Here is a 23,426-nt window from a genome sequence, read left to right on the forward strand (position 1 = left end):
TCGCCCTCTAATCCCTTCGCAAGCAGCTTTTCTTTTGCCCATTACACGTGGTTCTTTGCCAGGTCCTCGGGCCTTTTTTCGGATATTTAAGCGTTCAGGACCAGACGCGGGGAGAGGGGTAGCGGAAGATCGACGCCAACCAGGTTTTCTGACGGTATTTTGACGGCGGGCTCCCCTTGTCGAGGTGCCGGCGTCAGGATCGGGAGCGGAAAGTCCGCTCCCTGCGATGCGTCGCCCCTTTCGGGCTCAGGACACTCGAGAAGAGGATGAAGTCTTCGACGGTGAAAGGCGGAAAGCTGAGTTGGCGATGTTTGACCTCGAAAAGCTTCACCGCGGCGGAAGCGTTTTCCTTAATGCGGGCGATCGTTATGTGTGGTGAAAAACGTCGCTCCTCCGGTACGATGCCGGCTCCGGCTACGGCCGTTTCTATTCGCTGCTGCAGTTCGAGAAGGGGGCGCGATTCCTCAAGGCCGATCCAGAGCACCCTCGGATGCCCGTGGGGAGGGAAGTGCCCGACCCCCTGCACGGTAAGCGGAAAAGGCGCAAAGGCGATCGCGGCCAAGGCTTCCTTGAGTCCGGCCGCCTCTTTTGGCTGCACGTCGCCCAGAAAGCGCAGGGTGAGATGTATCTGGTCCGTCGGCACCCAGCGCATACCCGGCAGATCACAGCAAAAAGATGAGAGAGTCTCCTTTATCTCATCGGGAAGTTCTATCGCTATGAAAAGCCTGGCCACGGTTCCTCCTGTCAGCGCGAAGCTCTGTTTGCAGTAGGCGCAAAAAAATGGTTGACTAACCAGGGCGAGAATGCTAGACAGTATAGCTTTGGTGATCTGAAAGTAAAGGCGCCCACCCATGCTTGACGCTAGATACTTACGTGAAAATCTGGATACTGTCGAAGCACGTCTCAAGACCAGAGGCGAGGGGATCAGTCTTGTCCGCTTCAAGGAGCTGGACGAGCGTCGTCGCGAACTCCTGCTGCAGGGTGAAACGCTCAAGGCGCTGCGCAACAAGGTTACCGAAGAGATAGCCCGCCTCCAGGACAAGAGCCAGGCCGGGGATAAAAAGGCGCAGATGCGCGAGGTCTCCCAGCAGATCAAGGGGATCGACGAAGAACTGAAGGGCGTGGAAGAGGAACTGCAATCCTTCCTCCTTACCGTCCCGAACATACCGAATGAGACGACCCCGGTGGGTAAGTCCGAGGAAGAGAACGTGGTGGTCCGCCTTGAAGGTGAGATCCCGAGCTACTCTTTCGAGCCCAAACCGCACTGGGAACTGGGTGAGAGCCTCGGCATACTGGATTTCGAGCGCGGCGCAAAGCTCACAGGCGCGCGTTTCACCCTTTATAAAGGGGCCGGTGCAAGGCTCGAAAGGGCGCTCATCAACTTCATGCTGGACCTGCATACCGGCGAGCACAATTATATTGAAATGCTCCCGCCCTTTATGGTAAACAGGGACAGCATGACCGGTACGGGCCAACTGCCCAAGTTTGAGGAAGATCTCTTCCATCTGGAAGGGGTCGATTTTTTTCTCATCCCCACGGCTGAGGTTCCGGTTACCAACATCCATCGCGGCGAGATTCTCAAAGGATCCGACCTGCCGATTTCATACTGCGCCTACACCCCCTGCTTCCGTAAGGAGGCCGGTTCGTACGGCAAAGACACCCGCGGCTTGATCAGGCAGCACCAGTTCAACAAGGTCGAGCTGGTCAAGTTCACCTCCCCCGAGGAATCCTACCAGGAGTTGCAGAAGCTGCTCGGCCACGCCGAGGAGGTGCTGCGCAGGTTGCAGATACCTTACCGGGTCGTGGAGCTGTGCACGGGTGACATCGGTTTCTCCGCCGCCAAGACCTTCGACATCGAGGTTTGGCTGCCGGGGCAGAACTGCTACCGTGAGATCTCCTCCTGTAGCTGTTTCGAAGATTTTCAGGCGCGTCGGGCAGGCATTCGTTTCCGCCCGGACGAGAAGGCGAAGCCGGAATTTGTCCACACGCTGAACGGCTCGGGTCTCGCAGTCGGAAGGACCGTAGTGGCGGTGCTGGAAAACTACCAGCAGGCCGACGGTTCGGTGCTGATCCCCGAGGCGCTCAGGCCCTACATGGGCGGAGCGGAGCGCATCAGCTAGGCTTTGGAGGAATGGCCGAGTGGTTGAAGGCGGCGGTCTTGAAAACCGTTGAACGAAAGTTCCGTGGGTTCGAATCCTACTTCCTCCGCCAATAGGTTTTAGCAGTACGAAATAGCAGTACGGTTTGAAACGGAGAGCTGGCCGAGTAGGTCGAAGGCGCACGCCTGCTAAGCGTGTATACTGGGAAACCGGTATCGAGGGTTCGAATCCCTCGCTCTCCGCCACTTTTTTTTGCAGCACGCAGTGCCTTGAAGGTTGTTGCAGTCAGCGGAGGTTTTGGTGAAGGTGTTGCTGAAACTGCTGGTTTTATCCCTGGTAGCATTATCTTTCGCGACAGGATGCAACGATAAGGGGAAGCAGAAACCGGAAGCAAACAGACCGAGCCCGGCAAAGGCTCCCTCGGTTGTTGTGGTTCCGGATCAGGTGAAAGGCAAATGGAAGGCGGTCCAGATCAGGGTCGCCGACAAGAACGCCCACCTGAAGAAGGTTTACACCCTGAACATAGGCTCCGACTTCAAGCTTCCCGGATCGGATCTGACGCTCAAGGTGGAAACGTTCCTGCCGCACTTCGTGATGGAAGGCACCACCCTCACTTCCCAGTCGAACGACCTGGTGAACCCGGCGGCACAGCTGGTGATCCGGGAGAACGGGAAGGAGATTTACAAGGGGTGGCTGTTTTCGCTGTACCCCACCGCGCATGCCTACCAGCATCCGCAGTACGGTTTCACCCTGGTCGACTACATGCCGGCCAGTTGATAAAGAATGCGCTCGTAGCTCAGCTGGATAGAGCAACGGACTACGAATCCGTAGGTCGGGAGTTCGAATCTCTCCGAGCGCGCCATAAAACGCAGCACAGCAGTTTGCGCCCGTAGCTCAGCTGGATAGAGCACAAGACTACGAATCTTGGGGCCAGGAGTTCGAATCTCTTCGGGCGCGCCATCAAAGCAAAGGGTCAGGTGATTTCACCTGACCCTTTGTTCGTTTATAAACAGCAATCATGTGTCTGTACATCTCGGGGGTGAACGCTGCTAGCACGGCTTCGGACAAGCTATCAACCCGGGGTCGTCTGTCTCGTCGTATGGCATTCGGCACCTCCTTTGTAAAATTTTAATCTTACAAGGGGTATACCAGGCGAACCGCAAGCAAAAAGTTTTGAACTGGTGTAAGCGCGGGCAAGGAGCCATTACAAAAACAGGCACCTGCGATATGTCGCAAGTGCCTGTTCCTATTGGTGGAGATGATCGGGTGTAAACCGTAAAATCTTGCAACGGCTTGAATTACGGTGATTTACCCTTGTCTCCAGACTCTTTGGAATTGGTGCTTTCTGTAGTTAGACTGTACCAAAAACGGGCACAGTGGACAACCAATTTAAGTCTACTGCGCCCGTTTTGCATAACTGGTGGTGTTTTATTGTAGGAGGTGGTGGCGGTAAAAAAACAAACATAAAACATGGCCAATCGGGGGTATATAAGCAGTTACCAGTTTGGGACGGGAAACGCTGGGACGCCCAGTAGTAAAGACGGTTAAACAACATTTTTAAGTTCATAAATAATTTTGTTGAGTTCTGGGTATAAAAGAAATGGAAGGGAAAATTTCGCTGAGTACCGGTACCATGCAATTGACGGTGGAGCATGGGCACCAAAGGCGAAGCACCGTTAACTGCTCCAGTGCTTTAAACTGCGGTAGCAAATGCCATCGCCAGATTAAAACTATACCCAAAATTCAAGGAACTGAAATGATAACTAACCAATTGTATGAAGAAACGTTCTCTGAATGGCTATGTGAATATGATTTTGAATTGTTTGCAACCATCAGCTTAGGAGCAGAATACGATCCATACATGTTAGAATCAAAGCTCAAACACACACTAAAAAAAGTAACTAAAGTTCCATACCAATGCGGTTTCTATGGCGTATACTCTGAGTACAACACACCTCATGTACATCTGTTATTGACATCATCAGGTGATCCTCTTGATATCAAATTGATAGAACAACGACTTGCATGGGCCTTTAAGAGAAAACAGCATGACGAAAAGGATAAGGAGATATTTGAGTATCAGGAGGATAGGGGACTTGGTCCCGTTGAAGGACATTACCCCAATTCAGTGAATGTCAAACGGATATATGATATCAATGGACTATCAATGTATCTGTGCCAGCAGTATCCAGAAATGCATCGGCATACAGACAACGAAATTTTTGGTAACCTGAAGGCATTGAATAAGAAAAGGATACATGGCTGTTAAGATATTAGGTAAAATATTTCCTCTGTAACAAAAATGCCGTACCCCCTTATATTTTTGCAGGGATACTGCGTTCCTGTGAAAGCCAACTTTTTACTGAAATTTGGCATTCAACGAGTATGGCTTTGACCTGCCGGGTTTTAGGGCAGGTCGTAAGCCTTGTTGAAAACGTAGTTAGTTCCTCATTTTAGAATCTTCAATACCCACATGAAAGCTGCTTCCCTCAGGCTCGCATATTACTCAGAATGCGCACCCGGCGATCAATTTTCATTTGCCAAGTCGCCGAAGGCACAAGTGGGCGTGGATACTTGAGTTGTGCAACAAACTTCAATGCTTGTCCATCACTTACTTTGGTAAGATCACTACCGAATTGCCGCTTCAAACCTTTAAGGCCTATGCATCCAGAGCCGAAAAATGCAATTGACATGTATGCGGATGCAATTGCGGGCTTTGGCCTACGGTTCGACAGCGATATGGCGAGCATCTGTTCCCTGATTTTCCTCGAAATAGTGCACTCGTATCTAGCCGTTACGACGCGCACAAATTGTTGTTCAATAGTGCTCGCCCCCTGAATATTACCTTTGGATATACGTTCCTTGAGTGCTCGAAGCATTGCGATTGGGTCAATGCCGGGGTGCAAATTGCTACGATGATCTTCCGCAGTAATTAAGGCCTCAACGAAAACCGGTGGCACGCTCATGCCATGTATATCAATGACCTCTAAACAACGGTGTAGGTCAATTTCAAGAGATTCTATCTTGAGATGCTCGGCAACTTTTGACATCACTATATGAGGAAGTGACATTGCATAGATGATATATTTTAAAATTCTTTGCGTCTCCATTTTGCACTGCCATCTTGATTGGCCACCATTGAGCTGAACGTGCCGGACATTTCTTCGTTTGAATCTAGAATTAGTTCATAAAAATTGGTAGACTCGCGACCGTGTCCATTTTCGACAATGTGCAAAAAAATACGATCCTTAGCGAAGTAATTTTTCTCTATGTACCCTGTAGCCTCTCCTCTAGTACGGTTCTTTCCAACGAAATCACGTTCTCCCGTTGACGAGTTTTCGTAGATTTTTTCAACTGTTCCCTCGATTCGATTTCCCTCCCGCCATAACATCGCCACGTACCGCAAAACCATATTCTCGTATGGCTTATATGCAGTGTGAACTGTGCAAATCTCGAAGTGCCAGCGACCGGTTACTTTGGGTAGAGGAAAAATTTTTTCACGTAACCAGAAGAAAAGAAGCGTGAGGAAAATGCCCCCTATCATCGTGGCAAGGGTGTCGGAACAAAATGAATTAAAGTTCAAGTACATACTCCTTAATTATTGGGGCATTCAACGGGCCGGGCCTTGACCCGCGCCGGGCATTTTCCAGCCCCGGTCGGCGTCCAAGGCCCTAGTTAGGTGTTCGGTCCAATAAATCGCACTCCGCTGGGAGTTTTGCCCTCTTTGTGTTGCTTCATGATGTAGTCAAAATATAGTGCTTCCATTGAAGTTCCTATTTTCCTAATTTGAATGGAGATTCTCTCTAGCTCACCCTCTTCATACATCTCAGACTGGTGAACTAAACCTTTTCTACCAATGCATGTCTTGAACCTTGGCCCGCTTGACCACACTGAGTGTGTGATTTGGTTACGAATATCCTCTGCTTTATCTGCTTTTTTCAATACACAATTAAGATCATCAACCCTGTGAAATCCTTTCTCAGTAGCTAGTGCCGATAAAGTGGCCAGTAGGTTAGAAAATGATGATTTGACAGTGAGTATATTCACAAGATTTTGGTCATCAGCCATATTGGCAAGAATGGCAATAAAATCGCGAATTATCATTTCGAGTCGCTGGAAGGTTACGATTATCTTTCCAATTGCCTGAAAAGTTTGAGCTGGTATATCGGTCCCAACAGGTTTATGTGTCGCATACAGCGATTCAAATAACGATTCGAATCTTTCATCTTCTAAAAATTTTCGAGTTTCGTCATTCATATTCACCCACCTAACTCCTAATTGAGCGGTTCACGCGTGCGCGTGAACTGGTGATCCACCCAAAAAAGGATGATTAGTCTGTGCACATTAGATAGCCAGTATTGATATCTTCCCGTAAATCCCCGTTTTGGTAACGCCGAAACTTATTAACGGCACCTTAGAACAAAGATCGCATCAGGGCAAGCGGAAATCCGTGTTCGAGGCCGTAATTGGGGATCCGGTCATGGCAGCCAGGTCGAATATCAACTTTTGGATCAAAGTTGGGATCCACTTCCCCTCAACGTAAGGCAGCCTGCCCTTCCACCTCGGCGGGGCCAGATTGAAAACGTTGCCCACGGAAAAGCCGGAAGAGCCGATATTAAATCTATCAATAGCCCAAGGGCTATTGATAGGGGTGCAGGTGCGCGAAATATCCTATCACTGAAGTGGCAAAGCGTTATTTGATATGGTATTATCTCTACATCAAAGATTTAATTGAGAGGGGGGGTGCCATGTCGTTAATAGGTTACGCTAGGACGAGCACGACAGATCAGCATATCCAGCCGCAGGTGGACACATTAAAAGTTGAAGGGTGCAATAAGATATTCAGCGAGCAGCGAAGTGCTGTAGACCCGAATCGCCCAGAATTGGCGAGGATGCTGGAATACTGCAGAGAAGGCGATACCGTCGTATGCACAAAACTAGATCGGATCGGTAGGAGTACGAAGGACGTCCTTGATATAGTGAATACCCTTACAGCGAAGGGGGTCGCATTCAGGTGCCTGAACATCAACCTCGACACATCCACCCCAACTGGCAAATTAATGCTCACCATGTTGGCCGCAATTGCAACTTTTGAACGTGAACTCATGCTTGAGAGGCAGCGGGAAGGAATCCGTGCAGCGAAGGCCGCAGGAAAATATAAAGGCCGTAAGGCAACGGCAAGGGCAAAAGAGGGGGAGGTTGTTGCACTGCTGTCGCAAGGGATGACAAAGCAAGCAGTGGCGGACCGGCTGGGAATCGGGATCGCCAGCGTGTATCGGATCGTGAAAACGGCAAGGTAATTGAGAGGCAAAAGAAACTAAACAGAAACTTCCACCCGTGGCTAGCGGCGGGGGGCCTACGGCATGAACTGTTTGGTCGCTGAACCCTTCGGGAGTCACAGCAAAAGGCGGCGATTTTATTTAAGCCGCGCTTTCAGGCAGGAAAAATCCACACCATAATTGAGCTTCTTCAGCAAGGCGTACTGCACCTTCAGGCTGTGCCTGTCACCATAGTTTTTCTCTCCCCAGGTCATGTCGTGATCCAGGTTGATGCCGATCAGTGCCCTGTCGATATTATCGAGATGGCCCACTATACTTTTCAAGACGCTCAGGTTGTGCAAAGACATCTCGCTGTTGGCCTTAAACCAACTGATGAAGGAGTGGCGGGTGCTGTGGAAGGATTTGTCCGCAGCGGAGCTGATGAACTTAGGCTCGAAGGTCTCGTTGTACCACTTCCCGAGAAACTGGCTCCACTTACCCTTAAACGGTTTCAGGTTGGAGAAGAGCAACGTGCTGCCAGCAGCCTGTTGCTTAGAAACGTAGTCAACAAAACCAAGGCTGATAAGTGTGGGGTGGATAGGGCAGTGGCGGCTCTTCCTCCCCTTCGTGCGTAGTAGTGCTTCAGGTTCGTGACGAAAATGGAAGTGCCATAGCCCCTCTGCATTTTTGATATCCGCGACGTGGAGCTGGCAGATCTCACTGATCCTGGCACCAGAAAGAAGGCCGATTAAAGGGACCCAGAACCGTTCGGGTTGAACAAGGGGGCGCTGCTTCATCAGCCCCGCTATAAGCTTGACGATCTCGTCGGAAGTGTATGCCGACTTCGGTTTTCTATCTGATTCTGTTTCGGGCAAACGTCTGCCCTTCAGGGGGTTGTGCGTAAGCCCCCAGACCTTGGGTGTTTCCAGCGCATACTCAAACCAGGCGCACAGCTGGATCAACATGTCATTGAGCTGTGCACGTTGCAGACCCTTGAAGCCGGGTTGCATGGACCACAAAGGGGAAAAGGGTTTCCCCCTGTAGGGGCTGGTGATCTGGTTTTTCCCTCTTGGGTATTTCTGCAGGTTTTCGATGAAATCTGCTGCAGCACCATCCTCCTCGAAAGCAACGATCTCACAGTCGCCGAGAATATCGAGAAACACGGAAAAGAAGCCTTCGTACTTAGCAAGGGTGCTCGGAGCCCAGCTTTTGACCGCCAGGCGGTCTTTTTTGTAGGACTCCCACAGGTCACAGAGTTTCTTCTTAGGTTTCGCCTGCTCGACCCTTATAGCAACAGCGGCTTCGATGGAAGGGGTCCTTCTGCCTTGGACACGTTCCATTTCAGCACGGTAACTCTCGATCAACCCTAAAATGACGGCGGAGCAAATTTGTGCGAATGCGACGGTAGGAGGGGAGTGCCAAGCATCGTCGTTTTCATTGAACCATTCAGCGCAAGGCATTTCGACCTTCCCCTCCGCAACGCGTGCAGCAAGAAGGCGCGTTTCCTGGCTGAACATGCTAGTCGCAAGTTCATCTTCGAGGCGACGGATGGACTGGGCATAGTGGTCAACGACATAGTTGACATCGTTCATCGACTTTGGGTAGCTGAAAGACTTCTCTGTTATCAGCAAGTCCCTGTTCGGATCGATCCCTAACGGTACGCCGTCGCTGAAAAAATCGAAGGCATCACGGTATTGCTTCCTGTGACGGTCAACCCGCCCAGTGAAGTCAGCCACCAGCTTTGCGGTTATCTGTTCAAGTTCCCTGTCAGTCAGCATCCCAATCCTCAGTCTGCAGAAAGCGGTTTCTGCTTCACGCACAAGCCCGGCAGCTACAGCTTTTGCCTCCTGCCTGTCTCGTGTCCTCAGACTTTTCTTCAGTTCCTTCTGACCGACGCGTTCCCGCAAGTCTAGTGGGACCCAGATCCGAAGATAATATGTTTTCGCTCGGCGAAATAGCAAAAGGCTCCTCCCGACTGTACCAAAAACTGGACCAATCGAAAAGAGCCTTTTATTAGCGTAGTGCAATCATGTTGTAAGTCAACAAGTTGCACACCGTTTTTGGTGGAGATGATCGGGATCGAACCGACGACCTATGCGTTGCGAACGCATCGCTCTCCCAGCTGAGCTACACCCCCATTATTGCGATGAGACTAATTACCAGTGCTTGGGCAGGACGATGCGGAACTCTACACCCTGGCCGGGCTGGTTCGTGATCTGGATCTTGCCGCCGTGGTTCGTGATGATCCGGTTGGCGATGGGTAGCCCAAGTCCGGTGCCGCTCTCCTTGGTGGTGAAAAACGGCGTGAAGATGCTGTTCAACTGCTCGAGCGGGATGCCACCGCCGGTATCGGCGATCTTTACCGCGACGGCTTCCTTGCCGTCTAGCTCGCAGGAAAGCACCTGCACCATCAACTCTCCGCCGCTGCCCATGGCGTCGAGGGAGTTCAGGATGATGTTGATGAACACCTGCTTCAGCTGCTGGCTGTCGCCCAAAAGTACTTGGTGCTGGCGCGGGAATTTCGTGGTGATGCGGATCTGCTTCTCTTCAAGGGGGGGCGTGACCACGGCCAGCGACTCCTTGACGACATCGACCATGTTGCAGCGGGTATAACAGAGGGTCGTCTTCTTGGAAAAGAGCAGGATCTCGGAAAGGATTCCCTCCAGGCGGACCACCTCGCGCACAATCAGGTCGGCATGTCCCCATTCCGTGCTTTCCTTCGGGAGTTTACGCGCGAGTCGCCCGGCGAAGCCGCCGATGGAGACGAGCGGCCCCTTGAGTTCATGGGCGATACCGGCGGCCATCTCGCCTATGGCGGCCAGACGCTCCTTCTGGAGCAGGCTCTCCTGCGCCTCGCTCAACTGGCGGTTGGCATCCTCGATCTTGTTGTAGAGCATCGAGTTTTCGATCGCCATGCCTGCTTGGTTGGTGAAAAGCTGCAGGAAGCGGAGGTGCTCCTGGGCGATCGGAGACTGGGTGAGCGCGTTGTCGACGAGCACCACGCCGACGGTCTGGCCGTGGGCGATGAGAGGCGAGGCGGCGAGGGCGGTGCGCGGCGCGGTGGCGGGATCGGCGCCGATCACGGCTTCGTCGGGGATGTAGATCAGGCGTTTTTCCAGGACGGCCTGGGAGGCGATGTTGAGGGTGCCGTCCAACTGGAGTCGCTTCCCCTGCACCTTGCGGCAAAAGTCGGAGTCGCGCTGTGCCGCCATCTCATCCTCTGTGATGTCCCAGCGGCTGGAGAGGATGTCCTCGCCTCCTCCTTGCGGGATCGAGAGGGGGGGGGAGGTCTCGGTGGTGACGCCGAGCATGCCGACCAGCGAACCGGAACGCTCGTTCGTCAGAAAGAGCATGGCGCGGTCGAAGAACGGGGTCGGCCCGGAGGTGAGCGCGGTTAGTGTTAGGTGAATCAGCTTGTTCAGCTTGATGGTGGAAAGCATGGTGTTGCTGAGCCGGTAAAGCAGCGAGAGCTCCTTCAGCTTCTTCTCGTTCTCGCTGTCGAGGCTCGCCACCCTTTCCTTGCAGATGGCTTCGGCAAGGGTGCCGGAGAGAAGACGGGCGACCGTCTCCGCTGCATCGACCTGCTCGGGTGAGAGGAGGTCGGGGCCGCCGAAGAGGGTGATGGCACCCATGGTGCTGCCGTTGCTGCCCAAGGGGGCGCTCAGTGCACGGTAAACTGCTCCGGCTGGCACAACCTGATCGGTGCGTGTTGCACCGGCAGCGAGGGCGCAGGCGGAAAGCTTTTGCTCCGCGTCGAGAAGCGCCTCGAGATCCTGTCGGAAGCCGCTTTGGCAGCTCTTGAAAACCCTCCCCCGGCTCCTGCCGTTCGGGGTCAGGCGGATCACGGCGAGCCCTGCGAGCCCGGAGCCGGTGCAGAGCCTCGCGATCCTTGGGAGCAGGGTGCCGGCGGCGGAGGGGGATCCCAGTAGATGCCCCAGGCCGGAGAGGAGCGCCATGGTGCGTCCTGATGCCTGCGTCTGTTCAGCGGCAGCGAGGGCGGCGAGGGTCAGGCTGAAAACCGGGAGCAACTTTCTACAAAGGGCGAGGCTTTCAGGGGAAAGGGAGGCGTCCGCGCTGCCGAGCACGAGCACGCCGACCAGTCGGTCGTCGCCATCAAGAACGGGAAGGGAATGGTAGCCTGTCGCTTCGGCGCCGCCGCGTTCTTCAGGATGCAGCTCGCTGTGGGTGCAGAAGACGTCGAACCGCTGTGACGCGGCGCGGCCGGCGCAGCCGATATCGAAAGGAATGGCGCAACGCTGCGCAATGCCGGAGGCACCGGCCAGGTAACGCTGGGTGAGTATCGGTTCCGTGGGGTCGGGGACGAAAAGTGAGGCGGAGGCAAGGCCGAAGGTGCGGGCCGCCAATCGGAGCAAGCTGCCGATCCGGGCCTGGTGGGAGCGACCGGAAGACTGGGCAATGACCAACGCTTGCTCCAGCAGGTTGTCTACCTTCCGGGCAGCCATGCGAACTCCGAGAGACAAACGGTGAATTGGAGATCTAGCGGAATCTTTCTTTCTTTTCCTGCTCCATCTTGCAGTCGATGCAGAGGGTGGTCACCGGGCGGGCCTTCAGGCGCGCTTCGCTGATGTCCTCTTCACAGACCTCGCAGATCCCGAAGGTGCCGTTGTCGATACGGTTTAGCGCCTCCTGGATCTTGTTGATGAGCTTGCGCTCGCGGTCACGGATGCGCAGTTCGAAAGTGCGGTCCGACTCCTGGGTGGCGCGGTCGGTCGGGTCGGGGAAGTTGGTCGTGTCGGAGTTCATCTCCATAACGGTCCGGCCAGCTTCTTCCAGGAGCGATCGTTTCTCTTCCTGCAGGATTCCTCTGAAGTACTCGAGCTTTTCCGAATTCATGACACCTACCCTTTCTAATCAATACGACATTAAAGAGGATTTTTCAAAATTAGTAAAGTGAAATTTTCCTCTTAACCAAAGATCCGGGAGACGAAACGGGCTCCCGGAGCCGCCTCAGATGGCGTCGAGGGCTTCGGAGAGCGAGGTGACTCCCACCACCTTCATTCCCGGTATCTCCTTCTTGGGGGCGTTACCCTTCGGCACGATGGCGCGGGTAAAGCCGTGTTTCACCCCTTCCTTGAGTCTCGATTCCCCGTTCGAGACCGGCCTTATCTCGCCCGAAAGCCCGACCTCTCCGAAGACGAGGAGATCCTGCGGCAGGACGGAGTTCCTGAAGCTGGAGACGATGGCGAGGGCTACCGCCAGGTCGGCGCTGGTTTCCAGCACCCGGATACCGCCGACGACGTTGACGAAGACGTCCTGGTCCGCCAATACGAGGCCGCCGTGCTTGTTGATGACGGCGAGGACCATGGCGATGCGGTTCTGGTCGAGTCCGATCCCGAGGCGCCTGGGCGAGCCGTATTGAGCGGATACCACGAGCGACTGGATCTCCACCAGAAGCGGCCTCGTCCCTTCCCAAAGGACGCTGATGAGGCTCCCGGGTGCGGCGTTCTCGGTGCGCGAGAGGAAGATCGCGGAGGGGTTCTTCACCTCCCGCAGCCCCTTCTCGGTCATGGCGAAGACGCCGAGCTCGTTCACCGGGCCGAAGCGGTTCTTGGTGGTGCGCATGAGCCGGTAGCGCGCGTCCTCGGTCGAGGAGAGCATCACCTGGGTGTCCACCATGTGGGAGAGCGTCATCGGACCGGCGAGGGCCTGGTCTTTGGTGACGTGCCCCACCATGATGAGGACCACTCCGGAAGTCTTGGCAAAGCAGGTGAAGGCGGCGGCCGATTCCCTTACCTGGGAGACGCCGCCCGGTGCCGCGTCTACCGCGGCCGATTGCATCACCTGGATCGAATCGATCACCACCACCGCCGGCCGTTCGCTCTCGGCGGCTTCCAGCACCCGTTCCACCGAGCTTTCCGCGAGCATCTTGACCCGGTCGAGGGGAAGCTGCAGCCTCCTGGCCCGCCCGGCGATCTGTTGCAGGGATTCCTCGCCGGAGACGTAGAGGACCTCTCTGCTCTCCGCAGCGTGACACATGGTCTGCAGCAGGATGGTGCTTTTCCCCGCGCCGGGGTCGCCGCCGATCAGGATGACCGAGCCGGGGACGAAGCCTCCCCCGAGCACCCGGTCGAACTCTTCGCTGCCGCTTGAGAAGCGATGCTCATCGGTGAGTTGCACGTCTTTGAGGAGGGTGACCGGCGAGGTGGTTCCGGCGAAACCGTCGCGTCGCCCGGGACGTGGTTCCGGCCCCAGGCGTACTTCCTTGATGGTGCTCCAGGCGTCGCAGGCGGAGCAGTGCCCCTGCCATTTGGGGTAGGTCGCACCGCAGTCGGAGCAGACGAACCCGGTCTTTACCTTTACTTTTGCCATATCACTCCAGACGCGCAGCGGCGGGCCGAAAAACTACGTAATACTAAGCTTTTTGCCAAAAGGTGTCAACAACGGCGCGTTTACCTGCGCGGCGCGGTATGCGTTTGACAAGCTTTCCTCGGCTAAGATAGAATCTGTCGCTCGTTTCCGGTCGTATGCGCCCTGAACGAAAGAGAACTGCGTGGGAGGGGAGACGGTGCGGGGGGCTAGGGGAGCTGCGCCAGCGCGGTGGCCGCTGCGGCGCGGGTTTTGTCGTGGGGGGAGCCGAGCAGCCTGGTGATGGCTTCGGCCAGCGTGGCGTCACCGATGCGCCCCAAGGTGAGGGCTGCCTCGGCGTCGAGGAAGCCGTCGTTCGCCTCCAGAAACGGCACGAGCTTCGGGATGAGCGAGCGATCCCGGTAGCGGGAGAGCGCGGCGATGGCAAGGGCGCGCACCGGGGTGGAAGGGTCCTCAAGCTTTTCGACCAGCGTGGGAAGCGCCTCGGGGCGCGCCAGTTCGCCGAGAACGCTGACCGCGGCGCACCGGATGTCCTCCTCCGGCCTTGCGGCGCAGTAGTTCAGTATCTGCAGCACGCGGTCGTCGGGGATACGCCCCAAAGCGTAGATGGCGGTGACCTTGGTGGCCCGGTCGCCCCGCTTCAGGCGGTCGAAGACCTCCTCGAGGCTCTCCGCCGCTTCCAGCGCTTCCAGTGCCCGCGAAGCTGCCTGACGTACCTCGGTATCGGGGTCCTTGAGCAGCGGCATGATCGCGTCGCGTCTTTTGATGCGTTCGGCTCGGTCCATAGCGACGAAAATTAACAAAAATCCGTCGGCTGTACAACACAAAACGACAGATTACTTAACAAGGGTTCACCGTTCAAGGTGGCCGACAAGGAGAACGAACCGATGACGAACCGGATCAAATCCGTTGCACTTTCCGCCCTGGTGCTTCCCGGGCTGGGACAACTCTACCGTGGAAGCCGCGTCAAGGGAGGGGTGCTGATCCTGCTGGACAACATCTTCATCCTCGGCGCGCTGTTCGTAGCACTCAGAAGCGCAGGCAAGCTCATGGTGGCCGGCCGGGAAGGGGGACTCACGCCGGAGCAGGTGGTCGCGGCGATCCAGGTGGATGCCCCTTACGTAAAATACCTTTTGGGCGGTTTCATGATCGTTTGGGCCTACGGCGTCGTGGATGCCGCTTTTTATAAAGGGAACAATTGACAAACAATATTTTATTATGAGATAAACGTGAGCGCTTCCTGCTGTGTCCACGCGGGAGGCCAGGAGGCGCTCTCTACATGATACGTTCGGAAATTCTGGGGACCGGCGGCTACGTTCCGGCGCGGGTTGTCCCCAACTCCTATTTCAACTACCTCGTGGATGACGCGGATCACTGGATCCATTCCCGCACCGGCATCCGTGAACGGCGTTTCTCGGCAGCTGAAGAGGCCACCTCTGACCTCGCCACCAGCGCCGCCCTCCTCGCCCTCGAAAACGGGGACGTAGACCCTCTCGACATCGACTGCATCATCGTCGCCACCTCCACCCCCGACATGATCCTCCCCGCCACGGCCTGCATGGTGCAGAAGAACATCGGCGCCGCGAGGGCCTTCGCCTTCGATATGAACGCGGTCTGCAGCAGCTACATCTACGGCATGGAGATGGCGGACAACCTGATCCGGTCCGGGAAGTACAAGAAGGTGCTCCTGATCGGGGCCGACACCTATTCGAAGATCCTCGACTTTGACGACCGCGGGACCGCGCCTCTTTTCGGCGACGGCGCGGGTGCGGTGATCCTTGGAGCCGGGGTTTCCGGCAAGGGAATCCTGCACAGCGTGATGCAGAGTGACGGCTGCGGTTGGGAGCTGATTCAGGTCCCCTCTTCGGGGTCGAGAAAGCCGGTGAGCGCCGAGAGCATCGCGGCAAAGGAAAACACCTTCAAGATGGCGGGTAAAAGCGTCTTCACCTTCGCGGTCGACGTCATCCCGCGCATCATCACCGATCTCGCCGAGCGCGGCGGTGTCCGTCCCGAGGATATCGACCACATCATCCCGCACCAGGCGAACGTGCGCATCATCGACTTCATCTCCAAGAAGACCGGGATCCCCAAGGAGAAGTTCCTGCTCAACCTGGACCGCTACGGCAACACGGCGGCGGGGTCGGTGGGACTTGCCCTGGACGAGAATCGCAGAAACGGGAAGATCAAGCCGGGCGAACTGGTGCTCATGATGGGCTTCGGCGGCGGGCTTTCCTGGGGAGGGGTGCTGCTGAGGGCGTAAAAGCCTGCTCTGCACTGGGTTCAATAATGAAGGGGATGGGGCTTGATGCTCCGTCCCCTTTTTATTTCCTGATGATCGATGACTTCCGCTAGTACCCCTCTCCCTCCGGGAGAGGGTGCCCAAAGGGCGGGTGAGGGCGTTGCCGCGGAGGGAGAAATTGCCGCTGCCGGCGCCCTCACCCCTGCCCCTCTCCCGGGGGGAGAGGGGGATCCGCTTTTTTCCCGGCGATCCCTTCGGGGACCTCGACCGGGGTGAGGCCGTGGGCCCGCATCAGGGCGATGAGGTCCGCATCGGGAACGCGCTGACGCCAGCCGGCGTGGAAACGGTCGGCGGCGAGCAGCAATCCGCCGGGAGCAACCCGCGCGGACAGCCCGGCGAAGGCGGAGGCGAGCTCATCAGGATCGTGCAGCAGGGGACCGCCCAGAAGACCGTTGCAAAGGACCAGGTCGTATGGCTCGCGCGCAGGCGGGGCGTCGACGCGGTCCAGGTAGAACTCCATTGCCGGGGCGTTGGCACCCGGCGCAAGGAGCGACCCCGCGCGGTTACGGTACTCGCGCTCGCGTCCGGAAGCGTGCGGGAAGTACATGTGCGCGCCGGCGAAGAGCTCGATCGGCTCCAGCGTGGAGCCGTGCACGGCGCTTCCCAATCCCATTCCAGCCTCTAAAAGCAGTTGCGCCACCTGGTAGGTCCCTTCGCCGCTGCCGCAGGCGGCGTCCAGCACGCGGATGCCGTCTGCACGGCGCGACCGTTTCATCCACATCGAAATCCACGAGAGCTGACGCGGATAGCGGTCGAAGCCGCCGCCGAAATGCTGCGGAAGCATGAGCGCGAAAAGAAACGCGGTGCGTGCGGTGTCGCCGCCGGCGAGCCGGCGCAGGGACGGCGCCGGATCGGCGCAGGTAAGCTGCGGCGAGAGTCTCTGCAGCAGGTCGAGCCAGCTCGCGGAACTCTCAAGGTAGGTGCCGGAGAGCAAAGGGGCGAAACGGCAGCCGCGCCGCAGCACCTCTTCGAACAGGGCGCGCGGATCAGCGAGCGGGAAGAGCGCCTCGGTCATGCTGCGCATCTCTGGGGTGATCTCGAGGCCGGGTGCCCAAAGGGGCAGGGGATAGCTCGCCGCGTAGCTCAGGAAGCGTTCTTTTAGGCGCGCGATGCGCCGTTCGAGCCGGTCGTCGAGGAGGGAGCCGGGCGTAAGAAGCCGCCCCAGGCGCTCCCGGATCTCCTGTGGCTCCGTCGTGGGGACGAATGAGAGCCGCATCGGCTAGATGATCACCTGGTGCAGATCGCGGCGCTGGTAGCGCCACCAGAAAGCACCGGCCCGGACGAACCAGTCGACGACGAAGACGCTCCAGACCGCGTAAAGCGAGAGTTTGAGGGGGACGGCGGCGATGTAGGAAAAAAGCACCCGGACCCCCCACATGGAGGCCAGGGTGATCAGGAAGACGAAGTGCGTGTCGCCGGTGCCGCGCAGGCTGCCGGCGTAGACGAAGGAGAGGGCGAGCGGCACCTGCGCGAAGGCGACCAGCCGCAGGAAGACGCTCCCTTTCTCGATTACGTCCGGGTCGCTGGTGAAGAGGGCGATCAACTGGTGCGGCAGGAAGAAAAAGAGCAGCGCCATGAAGGCCATGACCAGGACTGCCAGCCTGAGCGCCTCGGTGTGGCTCATGTGGGCGCGTCTCAGTTTCCTCGCCCCGAGCGCCTGCCCCATGAGGGTTGCCGCCGCGATGCCCATCCCGGCGCCGGGCATGAAGGAGAGCGACTCGATGGAAAGACCGATCTGGTGCGCGGCATACGCGGCGGTACCAAAGCCGATGATGAACTTGGAATAGAAGAGCTGGCCGGACTGCTGGGCGATGCGCTCAAGGGCGACCGGGTAGCCTATGCCGAGCACCTTCTTGAGCAGCACCAGGTCCGGTTTCCCGATCTTCAGGTAACCGCCGCGGAACGCCCGGACGAGAAGATAGCAGAAGCCGGCCGCCTCGGAGAGGTTGATGGCGTAGGCCGCGCCGACGACGCCGAAGCGGGGAAAGCCGAAATGGCCGTAGATGAGGGGGTAGGCGATCGCCACGTGCAGGACGTTCACGAGGAGGATCCCCTCCATCGGGGTGCGCGTGTTGCCGGTCCCCTGCATGATCGCGGAGAGGATGTTCAGCCCCGCGGTGAAGCCGAAGTACAGAAAGACGAGGCGGATGTAATCGGAGGCGTAGGAGAGCACCTCGGGCTGCGCCCCCATGAAGACGGCGATCTCTTTGCCGAAGGAGATGCCGAGGAGGCTCGCCGCAACGGCGAGAAGGGCGCAGAAGAGAAGCGACGCGAAGCCGGCTCTCTTCGCCTCGGTGCGCCGTCCCGCACCCCACAGGTGGGCGATCACCACGTTGGTTCCCGTGGAAAGCCCCCAAAAGACCGTCATGGTGACGAAGATGAGGAGCTGTCCGAGACCGGTGGCGGCGATCGCCGCGGCACCGAGCCCCCCCACCATGAAGATGTCCACGATGGAGACCAGGCGCTGGAAAAGCGAAGAGAGAAGCACCGGCATGGAGAGGGCGGCGACGTCGCGACGGATCGAGATGCGCTTGCTGTTTTTGGAAGAGAGAAGACGTTTCAAGACGACGGGCGTTCCTTCAAAAGACAAACGCCGGGACCGTGGTCCCGGCGAGGATGAGCGGAGGTTACAGTTCCTTCAGGGCTTCTTCCTGGCTGCGTACGAAGTTCTTCGCCCGGCCCGAAGGTGCGATGATGCCGTAGGCCATGGCCTCGTTGAGCTCCGCCTCGGTGGCGCCTGCATTTTTCGCGACCGCGAAATGTTTCTTGAGTCAGTCCGGGCAGCCGACCGCTACGGCGCATGCCACGCGGATCAGCTCACGGTACTTCTCCTCGAGGACTTCCTCGTACTCGAAATCGAGAATCTTCTTGCGGATCTTCATGGTCAACCTCCCTGTGCGGTGCTGTGGCGTTGAACGCCTACATAACTAGCACAAACCTCATGGGCTGAAAACCATAACCTGAAAAAAGAAGGGTCACCGGGGATTTTTCGGGGACGGCGGGAAAGTGTAGACGCGAAGCGATGCAGGTGCCCTCGCGCTCCCCCCTTTGCGAAGGGGGGACGGGGGGGATTTGCTTTTTGCTCCCAGTATCACCCCGTTGAACAGGGTTGTGTCGCTTCCCCCGCTGACAAATCGCTACTGGTGCTCGTCATCTGGCGTCTGCTTGCGTGACGCCCCCTGCAAAAGGCCAAGGCTAAATCCCCTCTGTCCCCCCTTCGCAAAGGGGGGGACGCTAGGGCATGTTCTCTGCTAGACAAGTAACACCATTGGCTCTCCGGAATTCCTGGATGAACCTTCGCAAAGGGGGGGACGTCAGGGCATGCTCTCTGCTACGACGAGTAACACTATTGGCTCCCCGGAACTCTCTGAAGAACAAAAAGAGGTGACCGGTGCAGAGGGGGAGGGCTAGCCGCGATTCGCGCCGTCCTCTGCCGCAGCCATGCCGTTACCGGTCAGCTTGCGCACCGCGACCGTCATGCCGCGCACCTTCGCCTCGAAATCGCCGTAGGCGCGGGCGATCTCCCCCTCGGCGCTCGCCACCAGCGCGTTCAGCTTTCTTTCCGCGGCTTCGAGCTCTTTTCGGTACTGCTCCAACTGCTCGTCCACGTCCATCAGCATGTTTTCCAGTTTCCAGCGCCGGTTGGCCGGGGAGAGGGAGTAGTCGTTGAGGATCGCGGTGATGTCGTCCTCGGTGTTCTGCAGGTGCGCTTCCGCTTCCCTTCTTTTCCTGATCGCCTGCCGCATCTTCTCGAACGAAATGATTTTGCCCATACCTTTTCCTTCAGCGCGTGTTTCAACCGGGGTGACGTGCCCCGGTCCTGCCGGCCGCATCGTTTGTGGTCGGCGAGGCCACTGATATCTTATTTTATTTGCTGCGGTCGTGTAAACGCTGAAATAAAAAGGAAAAACTCACGAACCGGCGGGCGGCATCGAGATGGGGCTGCCAAGGGGGGCGGCTTGAAAGTGTCGGGAAATCTGATACTTTATCCCCTTGTGTGCGCGGGTGACCAAGGCGGCCGGCGTCTCGGCCTTTATGAAAGAGGGGAGCGATGAAAGGCAAAGAAGCGAGGGACGTTCTGGAACACGTAACAGACCCGACCAGGCTCGCGGCCTTGCGTGCCGTCGCCCTGCTCGACACACCCGCCGAGGAAGCGTTCGACAGGCTGACGAGGCTCGCGGCCCGCTTCACCGGTGCCCCGGCCGCCCTCGTCTCCCTGATCGATTCGGATCGCCAATTCTTCAAAAGCTGTCTCGGACTTCCCGAGCCGTGGCAGTCACGGCGGGAGACTCCGCTTTCGCATTCCTTCTGTCAGTACAACCGCATCGCCAAGACCCCGCTGGTCATAACGGACGCGCGCGAGCATCCGCTTTTCAAGGACAACCTCGCCGTCCGGGACTTGAATGTGATTGCCTACCTCGGCATCCCCCTCACCAGCGCGGACGGCTACATCCTCGGCTCTTTCTGCGTCCTTGACGGAAAGCCCAGAGAGTGGACCGGAGAGCAGATCTCCGTAGTGGAGGATCTGGCTGCCGCGGTAATGACGGAGATTCAGCTCAGGTCGGAGATCGTGACCCGGCGCCTGGCCGAGCGGCAGACGAAGGAGAGAAACGCCGAGCTTTGTACCGCATACGAGAAGCTGGAGCGGGAAAGTGCGGAGCGGGTGCAGGCTGTGGAGCGGCTCAGGCAGATGGACCGGATGCTGATCCAGCAGGGGCGGCTGGCGGCGATGGGGGAGTTGATCAGCAACATCGCGCACCAGTGGCGCCAGCCGCTGAACGTGCTCGCCCTCCTGGCACAGGACCTCCCCATCACCCTGCGGCTTGGTGAGCTGACCGAGGAGTACCTGGACACGAAGGTGGAGAAGATGATGGATGCCATCGTGAAGATGTCGCAGACCATCGACAAGTTCAGGAGCTTTTTCAACCCGGCTTCCGAGAAGACCGGGTTTTCAGTGCTCGAGGCGGTGGAGAAGACGGTCTCCCTGGTGGACATCAGCCTGCACGAGGTGCAGATAAGGATCGAAGTCACCTCCTCGGGGCAACCGCAGGTCGACGGGTACCCGAACGAGTACGCACAGGTGCTCTTGAACCTTCTCATCAACGCGCGGGACGCCTTCGTGGCGGCGAAGCCGCCCCAGCCGACGATCCGGATCCACGTGGGTGAAGAGAACGGCCGGTCGGTGGTGACTGTCGCCGACAACGCCGGGGGGGTGCCGGAGGAGATCCTCGACAAGGTGTTCGACCCTTACTTCACCACGAAAGGGCCGCAAGGTGCGGGGATCGGTCTTTACATGGCGAAGATGATCATCGAGAGGAACATGGGAGGAACGCTCACCGTCGAGAACGCCGAGGGGGGTGCCAAGTTCCGCGTGGTGGTGTGATTTGCACCACCTTTGGCGACGGGAAGATCGTCTGGAGATGGTAGGGGGCAAGGCTGCCAGCACAGGCGACCTCGTACTGGTGGGGAAAGAGGTGAATCCGGTCATCAAGGTCCTTACTCGACACGGCATCACCGTCACGGCTGTCCACAGCCACATGCTTTTCGAAACGCCCCGCCTCTTTTTCCTGCACTGGTGGGCGTACGACGACCCGGAGAAAGTGGCTCGGGGGCTGCAAGCGGCCCTGGAGAAGGCGGACATAAAGAAATGACGGACGCAAGAGATGAAAATGCGTTGATCCCGGTGGGGTTGTGGGAGCTGGTGCTGTATTTCCTGCGTCTCGGGGCCCTTGGCTTCGGCGGACCCATCGCCCTTGCCGGTTACATGCAGCGTGATCTCGTGGCGCGGCGCTGGGTCTCCGAGCAGGAGTACAAAGAAGGTCTCGCATTTTCGCAGACATGTCCCGGGCCCCTAGCCGCCCAACTGGCCATGTGGATGGGGTTCATCCGTCACGGCGCCACGGGGGCCTCGCTGGTCGGCATAGCGTTCATTCTCCCCCCCTACCTCATGGTGTTGATCGTCGCCTTCCTGTACGTCACCTATCACGGGCTCCCCGTCGTCCAAGCGCTCTTTTACGGCATCGGGCCGGCGGTGATCGCCGTCGTCGCGCTATCGGCCCAGCGCCTGGCGCGGACGCTCGTGGGGAAGGACAAGAGGCTCTGGGTGATTTTCGCGACGCTGGCGGTGATAACTGTTGTCGCGAAGGCGGAAATAGCGTGGCTTTTCGTCGTCTCTGGTGGAATCGGGGTGCTTCTTTACCATCCGCCGCAAAAGTGGCGGCGATACCGGCAGCCCGAAAGCACCCTCCTGGCTTTGCCTGCTGCGGCAGGCAAAGCCCTCTCCCTGTCGCTGCTGGGCTCGCTAGGCGCTTTCTTTGTCAAAGCGGGGGCCTTCACTTTCGGCAGCGGCCTCGCCATAGTTCCTTTCCTGCATCAGGGGGTCGTGCTGCAGCACCACTGGCTGAACGAGCGCCAGTTTCTCGACGCGGTCGCCGTCGGCATCATCACGCCGGGACCGGTGGTGATTACGGCGGCCTTCGTGGGGTATCTCGTTGCCGGGGTCACTGGGTCCGTCATCGCTGCAGCTGCGGTTTTTCTGCCGGTGTACCTGTTCGTCCTCTTCATCGGGCGGTATATCCTGCGGTACCGTGAGCATCCGGCCCTGCAGGGTTTTGTGAAAGGTGCGACCGCGGCGGCAACCGGCGCCATCGCAGGCGCTTCGGTGATACTGGCGGAGAAGTCTGTCATCGATCTGAACACGGCGTTAATAGGGGGGACAGCCCTTCTTGTGCTTTGGCGGTTCAAGACGCCGGAGCTGCTCGTCGTTGCGCTTTCAGCCGTTGCGGGGGTGGTTTTGTACCCTGGTTAGGGACGGCCCCTCGGGGACTGTCGGGGCCGGAAGGCGGCAGGGGGAAGGCGGAAGGGATGTGACGAACTACGAAAAGAGCCGCAACCTACAAGGTTACGGCTCTTTCTTTACGTTTTATGCGTTACTACGCTAGAACGGGATCTCGTCGTCCGGGTTGAAGACCGGCTCTTCGTAGCCGCCGCCCTGGTTGTAATCCTGCTGCGGACGGCCGCCGCCCTGGCGCGGTGCGCCGCCCTCGCCTTTCGCGGAGAGCATCTGCATCTTCTCGCCGACGATCTCGGTGGTGTAGCGGTCCTTGCCGTCCTTGTCGGTCCACTTGCGGGTCTGCAGGCGTCCCTCGATATATACGGTCTTACCCTTGGCGAGGTACTCGCCGGCGATCTCGGCGAGACGCGCCCAGAGGGTGATGTTGTGCCATTCGGTCTTGTCTTCCCAGTTGCCGTCCTTGCCCTTGATCCGGTCGGTGGTGGCCAGGGAGAAGGAGGCTACGGCGGTGCCGCCGGCGGTGTAACGGACCTCAGGGTCCTTGCCCAGGTTGCCTATGAGCATCACCTTGTTCAGACTTGCCATGGGGGTGTTCTCCTTTTGCGTTTTGAATTGGGGAAGTGTATAGAAATCGCGCCCTCATGGCAAGC

General features: G+C 57.7%; 23 protein-coding genes, 5 tRNA genes and 1 pseudogene. 13 read left to right on the plus strand and 16 right to left on the minus strand.

Annotated elements, in window-relative coordinates:
* Window positions 1-193: 193 nt before the first annotated feature.
* Window positions 194-733 (minus strand): RNA 2',3'-cyclic phosphodiesterase, encoded by a 540-nt coding sequence (gene thpR / locus D6Z24_RS03430; RefSeq protein ID WP_129125131.1) that lies wholly within the window; start codon window positions 731-733, stop codon window positions 194-196.
* Window positions 734-851: 118 nt separating this feature from the next.
* On the opposite strand from thpR, the gene serS reads away from it, so the two are divergent.
* The 7 genes from serS to D6Z24_RS03465 all read left to right on the plus strand — a co-directional run bounded on the left by serS (window position 852) and on the right by D6Z24_RS03465 (window position 4,368).
* Window positions 852-2,120 (plus strand): serine--tRNA ligase, encoded by a 1,269-nt coding sequence (serS, locus tag D6Z24_RS03435; RefSeq protein ID WP_129125132.1) that lies wholly within the window; start codon window positions 852-854, stop codon window positions 2,118-2,120.
* Between the two features lie 5 nt (window positions 2,121-2,125).
* Window positions 2,126-2,211 (plus strand) — tRNA-Ser (locus D6Z24_RS03440).
* Between the two features lie 40 nt (window positions 2,212-2,251).
* Window positions 2,252-2,344: transfer RNA gene (locus tag D6Z24_RS03445), tRNA-Ser, on the plus strand.
* Window positions 2,345-2,399: 55 nt separating this feature from the next.
* A complete protein-coding gene (locus D6Z24_RS03450) occupies window positions 2,400-2,876 on the plus strand; it encodes a DUF2155 domain-containing protein (RefSeq protein ID WP_129125133.1) in 477 nt (158 codons plus the stop codon).
* Window positions 2,877-2,884: 8 nt separating this feature from the next.
* Window positions 2,885-2,961: transfer RNA gene (locus D6Z24_RS03455), tRNA-Arg, on the plus strand.
* Window positions 2,962-2,982: 21 nt separating this feature from the next.
* A tRNA-Arg gene (locus D6Z24_RS03460) sits at window positions 2,983-3,059 on the plus strand.
* A gap of 796 nt (window positions 3,060-3,855) precedes the next feature.
* Window positions 3,856-4,368, plus strand: coding sequence for a hypothetical protein (locus D6Z24_RS03465; RefSeq protein WP_129125134.1), 513 nt, complete (start codon window positions 3,856-3,858; stop codon window positions 4,366-4,368).
* 220 nt (window positions 4,369-4,588) lie between these two features.
* Here D6Z24_RS03465 and D6Z24_RS03470 read toward each other — a convergent pair whose 3' ends face one another.
* The 3 genes from D6Z24_RS03470 to D6Z24_RS03480 form a co-directional block, all read right to left on the minus strand.
* Window positions 4,589-5,209, minus strand: coding sequence for a biosynthetic peptidoglycan transglycosylase (locus tag D6Z24_RS03470; RefSeq protein WP_129125135.1), 621 nt, complete (start codon window positions 5,207-5,209; stop codon window positions 4,589-4,591).
* Window positions 5,188-5,682 carry a hypothetical protein gene (locus D6Z24_RS03475; protein ID WP_129125136.1) on the minus strand — a complete coding sequence of 165 codons (495 nt, stop codon included), beginning with the start codon at window positions 5,680-5,682 and terminating at the stop codon, window positions 5,188-5,190. Before D6Z24_RS03475 ends, D6Z24_RS03470 begins: the two co-directional genes overlap by 22 nt.
* Window positions 5,683-5,774: 92 nt before the next feature.
* Entirely contained in the window at window positions 5,775-6,356 is a 582-nt protein-coding gene (locus D6Z24_RS03480) for a hypothetical protein (protein ID WP_129125137.1), read from the minus strand.
* A 491-nt stretch (window positions 6,357-6,847) separates the two neighbouring features.
* Between D6Z24_RS03480 and D6Z24_RS03485 the strand changes: the two genes are divergently transcribed.
* Entirely contained in the window at window positions 6,848-7,399 is a 552-nt protein-coding gene (locus D6Z24_RS03485) for a recombinase family protein (protein WP_129125138.1), read from the plus strand.
* Window positions 7,400-7,515: 116 nt separating this feature from the next.
* On the opposite strand, the gene D6Z24_RS03490 is transcribed toward D6Z24_RS03485, so the two are convergent.
* The 7 genes and pseudogenes from D6Z24_RS03490 to D6Z24_RS03515 form a co-directional block, all read right to left on the minus strand.
* Window positions 7,516-9,135: a site-specific integrase gene (locus D6Z24_RS03490; RefSeq protein ID WP_129125139.1), complete on the minus strand. Its 1,620-nt coding sequence runs from the start codon at window positions 9,133-9,135 to the stop codon at window positions 7,516-7,518.
* Window positions 9,136-9,153: 18 nt separating this feature from the next.
* Window positions 9,154-9,384 (minus strand): annotated as a pseudogene (locus D6Z24_RS22045) (DUF6538 domain-containing protein); the annotation flags it as partial.
* A gap of 34 nt (window positions 9,385-9,418) precedes the next feature.
* Window positions 9,419-9,494: transfer RNA gene (locus D6Z24_RS03495), tRNA-Ala, on the minus strand.
* Window positions 9,495-9,513: 19 nt separating this feature from the next.
* Window positions 9,514-11,820 (minus strand): ATP-binding protein, encoded by a 2,307-nt coding sequence (locus tag D6Z24_RS03500; RefSeq protein ID WP_129125140.1) that lies wholly within the window; start codon window positions 11,818-11,820, stop codon window positions 9,514-9,516.
* A 34-nt stretch (window positions 11,821-11,854) separates the two neighbouring features.
* Window positions 11,855-12,211 (minus strand): RNA polymerase-binding protein DksA, encoded by a 357-nt coding sequence (dksA, locus tag D6Z24_RS03505; RefSeq protein WP_129125141.1) that lies wholly within the window; start codon window positions 12,209-12,211, stop codon window positions 11,855-11,857.
* Between the two features lie 114 nt (window positions 12,212-12,325).
* Complete coding sequence (gene radA, locus D6Z24_RS03510; protein WP_129125142.1) at window positions 12,326-13,687, minus strand: DNA repair protein RadA; 1,362 nt, start codon at window positions 13,685-13,687, stop codon at window positions 12,326-12,328.
* A gap of 206 nt (window positions 13,688-13,893) precedes the next feature.
* A complete protein-coding gene (locus D6Z24_RS03515; protein WP_246014552.1) occupies window positions 13,894-14,430 on the minus strand; it encodes a HEAT repeat domain-containing protein in 537 nt (178 codons plus the stop codon).
* 141 nt (window positions 14,431-14,571) lie between these two features.
* Here D6Z24_RS03515 and D6Z24_RS03520 point away from each other — a divergent pair, with 141 nt between their 5' ends.
* Complete coding sequence (locus tag D6Z24_RS03520) at window positions 14,572-14,886, plus strand: hypothetical protein (protein ID WP_129125144.1); 315 nt, start codon at window positions 14,572-14,574, stop codon at window positions 14,884-14,886.
* A gap of 77 nt (window positions 14,887-14,963) precedes the next feature.
* The gene (locus tag D6Z24_RS03525; protein ID WP_129125145.1) at window positions 14,964-15,944 is read left to right on the plus strand and encodes a beta-ketoacyl-ACP synthase III; all 981 of its coding nucleotides are present in this window, start codon (window positions 14,964-14,966) and stop codon (window positions 15,942-15,944) included.
* Window positions 15,945-16,119: 175 nt separating this feature from the next.
* Here the strand turns inward: D6Z24_RS03525 and D6Z24_RS03530 are convergent, their stop codons facing one another.
* The 4 genes from D6Z24_RS03530 to D6Z24_RS03545 form a co-directional block, all read right to left on the minus strand.
* Window positions 16,120-17,199, minus strand: a complete 1,080-nt coding sequence (locus D6Z24_RS03530) for a methyltransferase domain-containing protein (protein ID WP_129125146.1) — start codon at window positions 17,197-17,199, stop codon at window positions 16,120-16,122.
* Window positions 17,200-17,202: 3 nt separating this feature from the next.
* Window positions 17,203-18,546, minus strand: a complete 1,344-nt coding sequence (locus D6Z24_RS03535; protein ID WP_129125147.1) for an MATE family efflux transporter — start codon at window positions 18,544-18,546, stop codon at window positions 17,203-17,205.
* A gap of 64 nt (window positions 18,547-18,610) precedes the next feature.
* On the minus strand, window positions 18,611-18,865 hold the full coding sequence (locus tag D6Z24_RS21920; protein WP_281275009.1) for a GSU3128 family (seleno)protein: 255 nt from the start codon (window positions 18,863-18,865) through the stop codon (window positions 18,611-18,613).
* Between the two features lie 525 nt (window positions 18,866-19,390).
* A complete protein-coding gene (locus D6Z24_RS03545; RefSeq protein ID WP_129125149.1) occupies window positions 19,391-19,756 on the minus strand; it encodes a hypothetical protein in 366 nt (121 codons plus the stop codon).
* Window positions 19,757-20,034: 278 nt separating this feature from the next.
* Between D6Z24_RS03545 and D6Z24_RS03550 the strand changes: the two genes are divergently transcribed.
* The 3 genes from D6Z24_RS03550 to chrA are packed head-to-tail and all read left to right on the plus strand — an operon-like array spanning window position 20,035 to window position 22,791.
* Complete coding sequence (locus D6Z24_RS03550) at window positions 20,035-21,366, plus strand: ATP-binding protein (RefSeq protein WP_129125150.1); 1,332 nt, start codon at window positions 20,035-20,037, stop codon at window positions 21,364-21,366.
* 1 nt (window position 21,367) lies between these two features.
* Complete coding sequence (locus D6Z24_RS03555; RefSeq protein ID WP_198419500.1) at window positions 21,368-21,634, plus strand: DUF1259 domain-containing protein; 267 nt, start codon at window positions 21,368-21,370, stop codon at window positions 21,632-21,634.
* On the plus strand, window positions 21,631-22,791 hold the full coding sequence (gene chrA / locus D6Z24_RS03560) for a chromate efflux transporter (protein ID WP_129125151.1): 1,161 nt from the start codon (window positions 21,631-21,633) through the stop codon (window positions 22,789-22,791). Before D6Z24_RS03555 ends, chrA begins: the two co-directional genes overlap by 4 nt.
* Window positions 22,792-22,920: 129 nt before the next feature.
* Here the strand turns inward: chrA and D6Z24_RS03565 are convergent, their stop codons facing one another.
* A complete protein-coding gene (locus D6Z24_RS03565; protein WP_129125152.1) occupies window positions 22,921-23,361 on the minus strand; it encodes a single-stranded DNA-binding protein in 441 nt (146 codons plus the stop codon).
* Window positions 23,362-23,426 lie beyond the last annotated feature (65 nt).

Source organism: Geomonas oryzae, assembly GCF_004117875.1.
GTDB lineage: Bacteria > Desulfobacterota > Desulfuromonadia > Geobacterales > Geobacteraceae > Geomonas > Geomonas oryzae.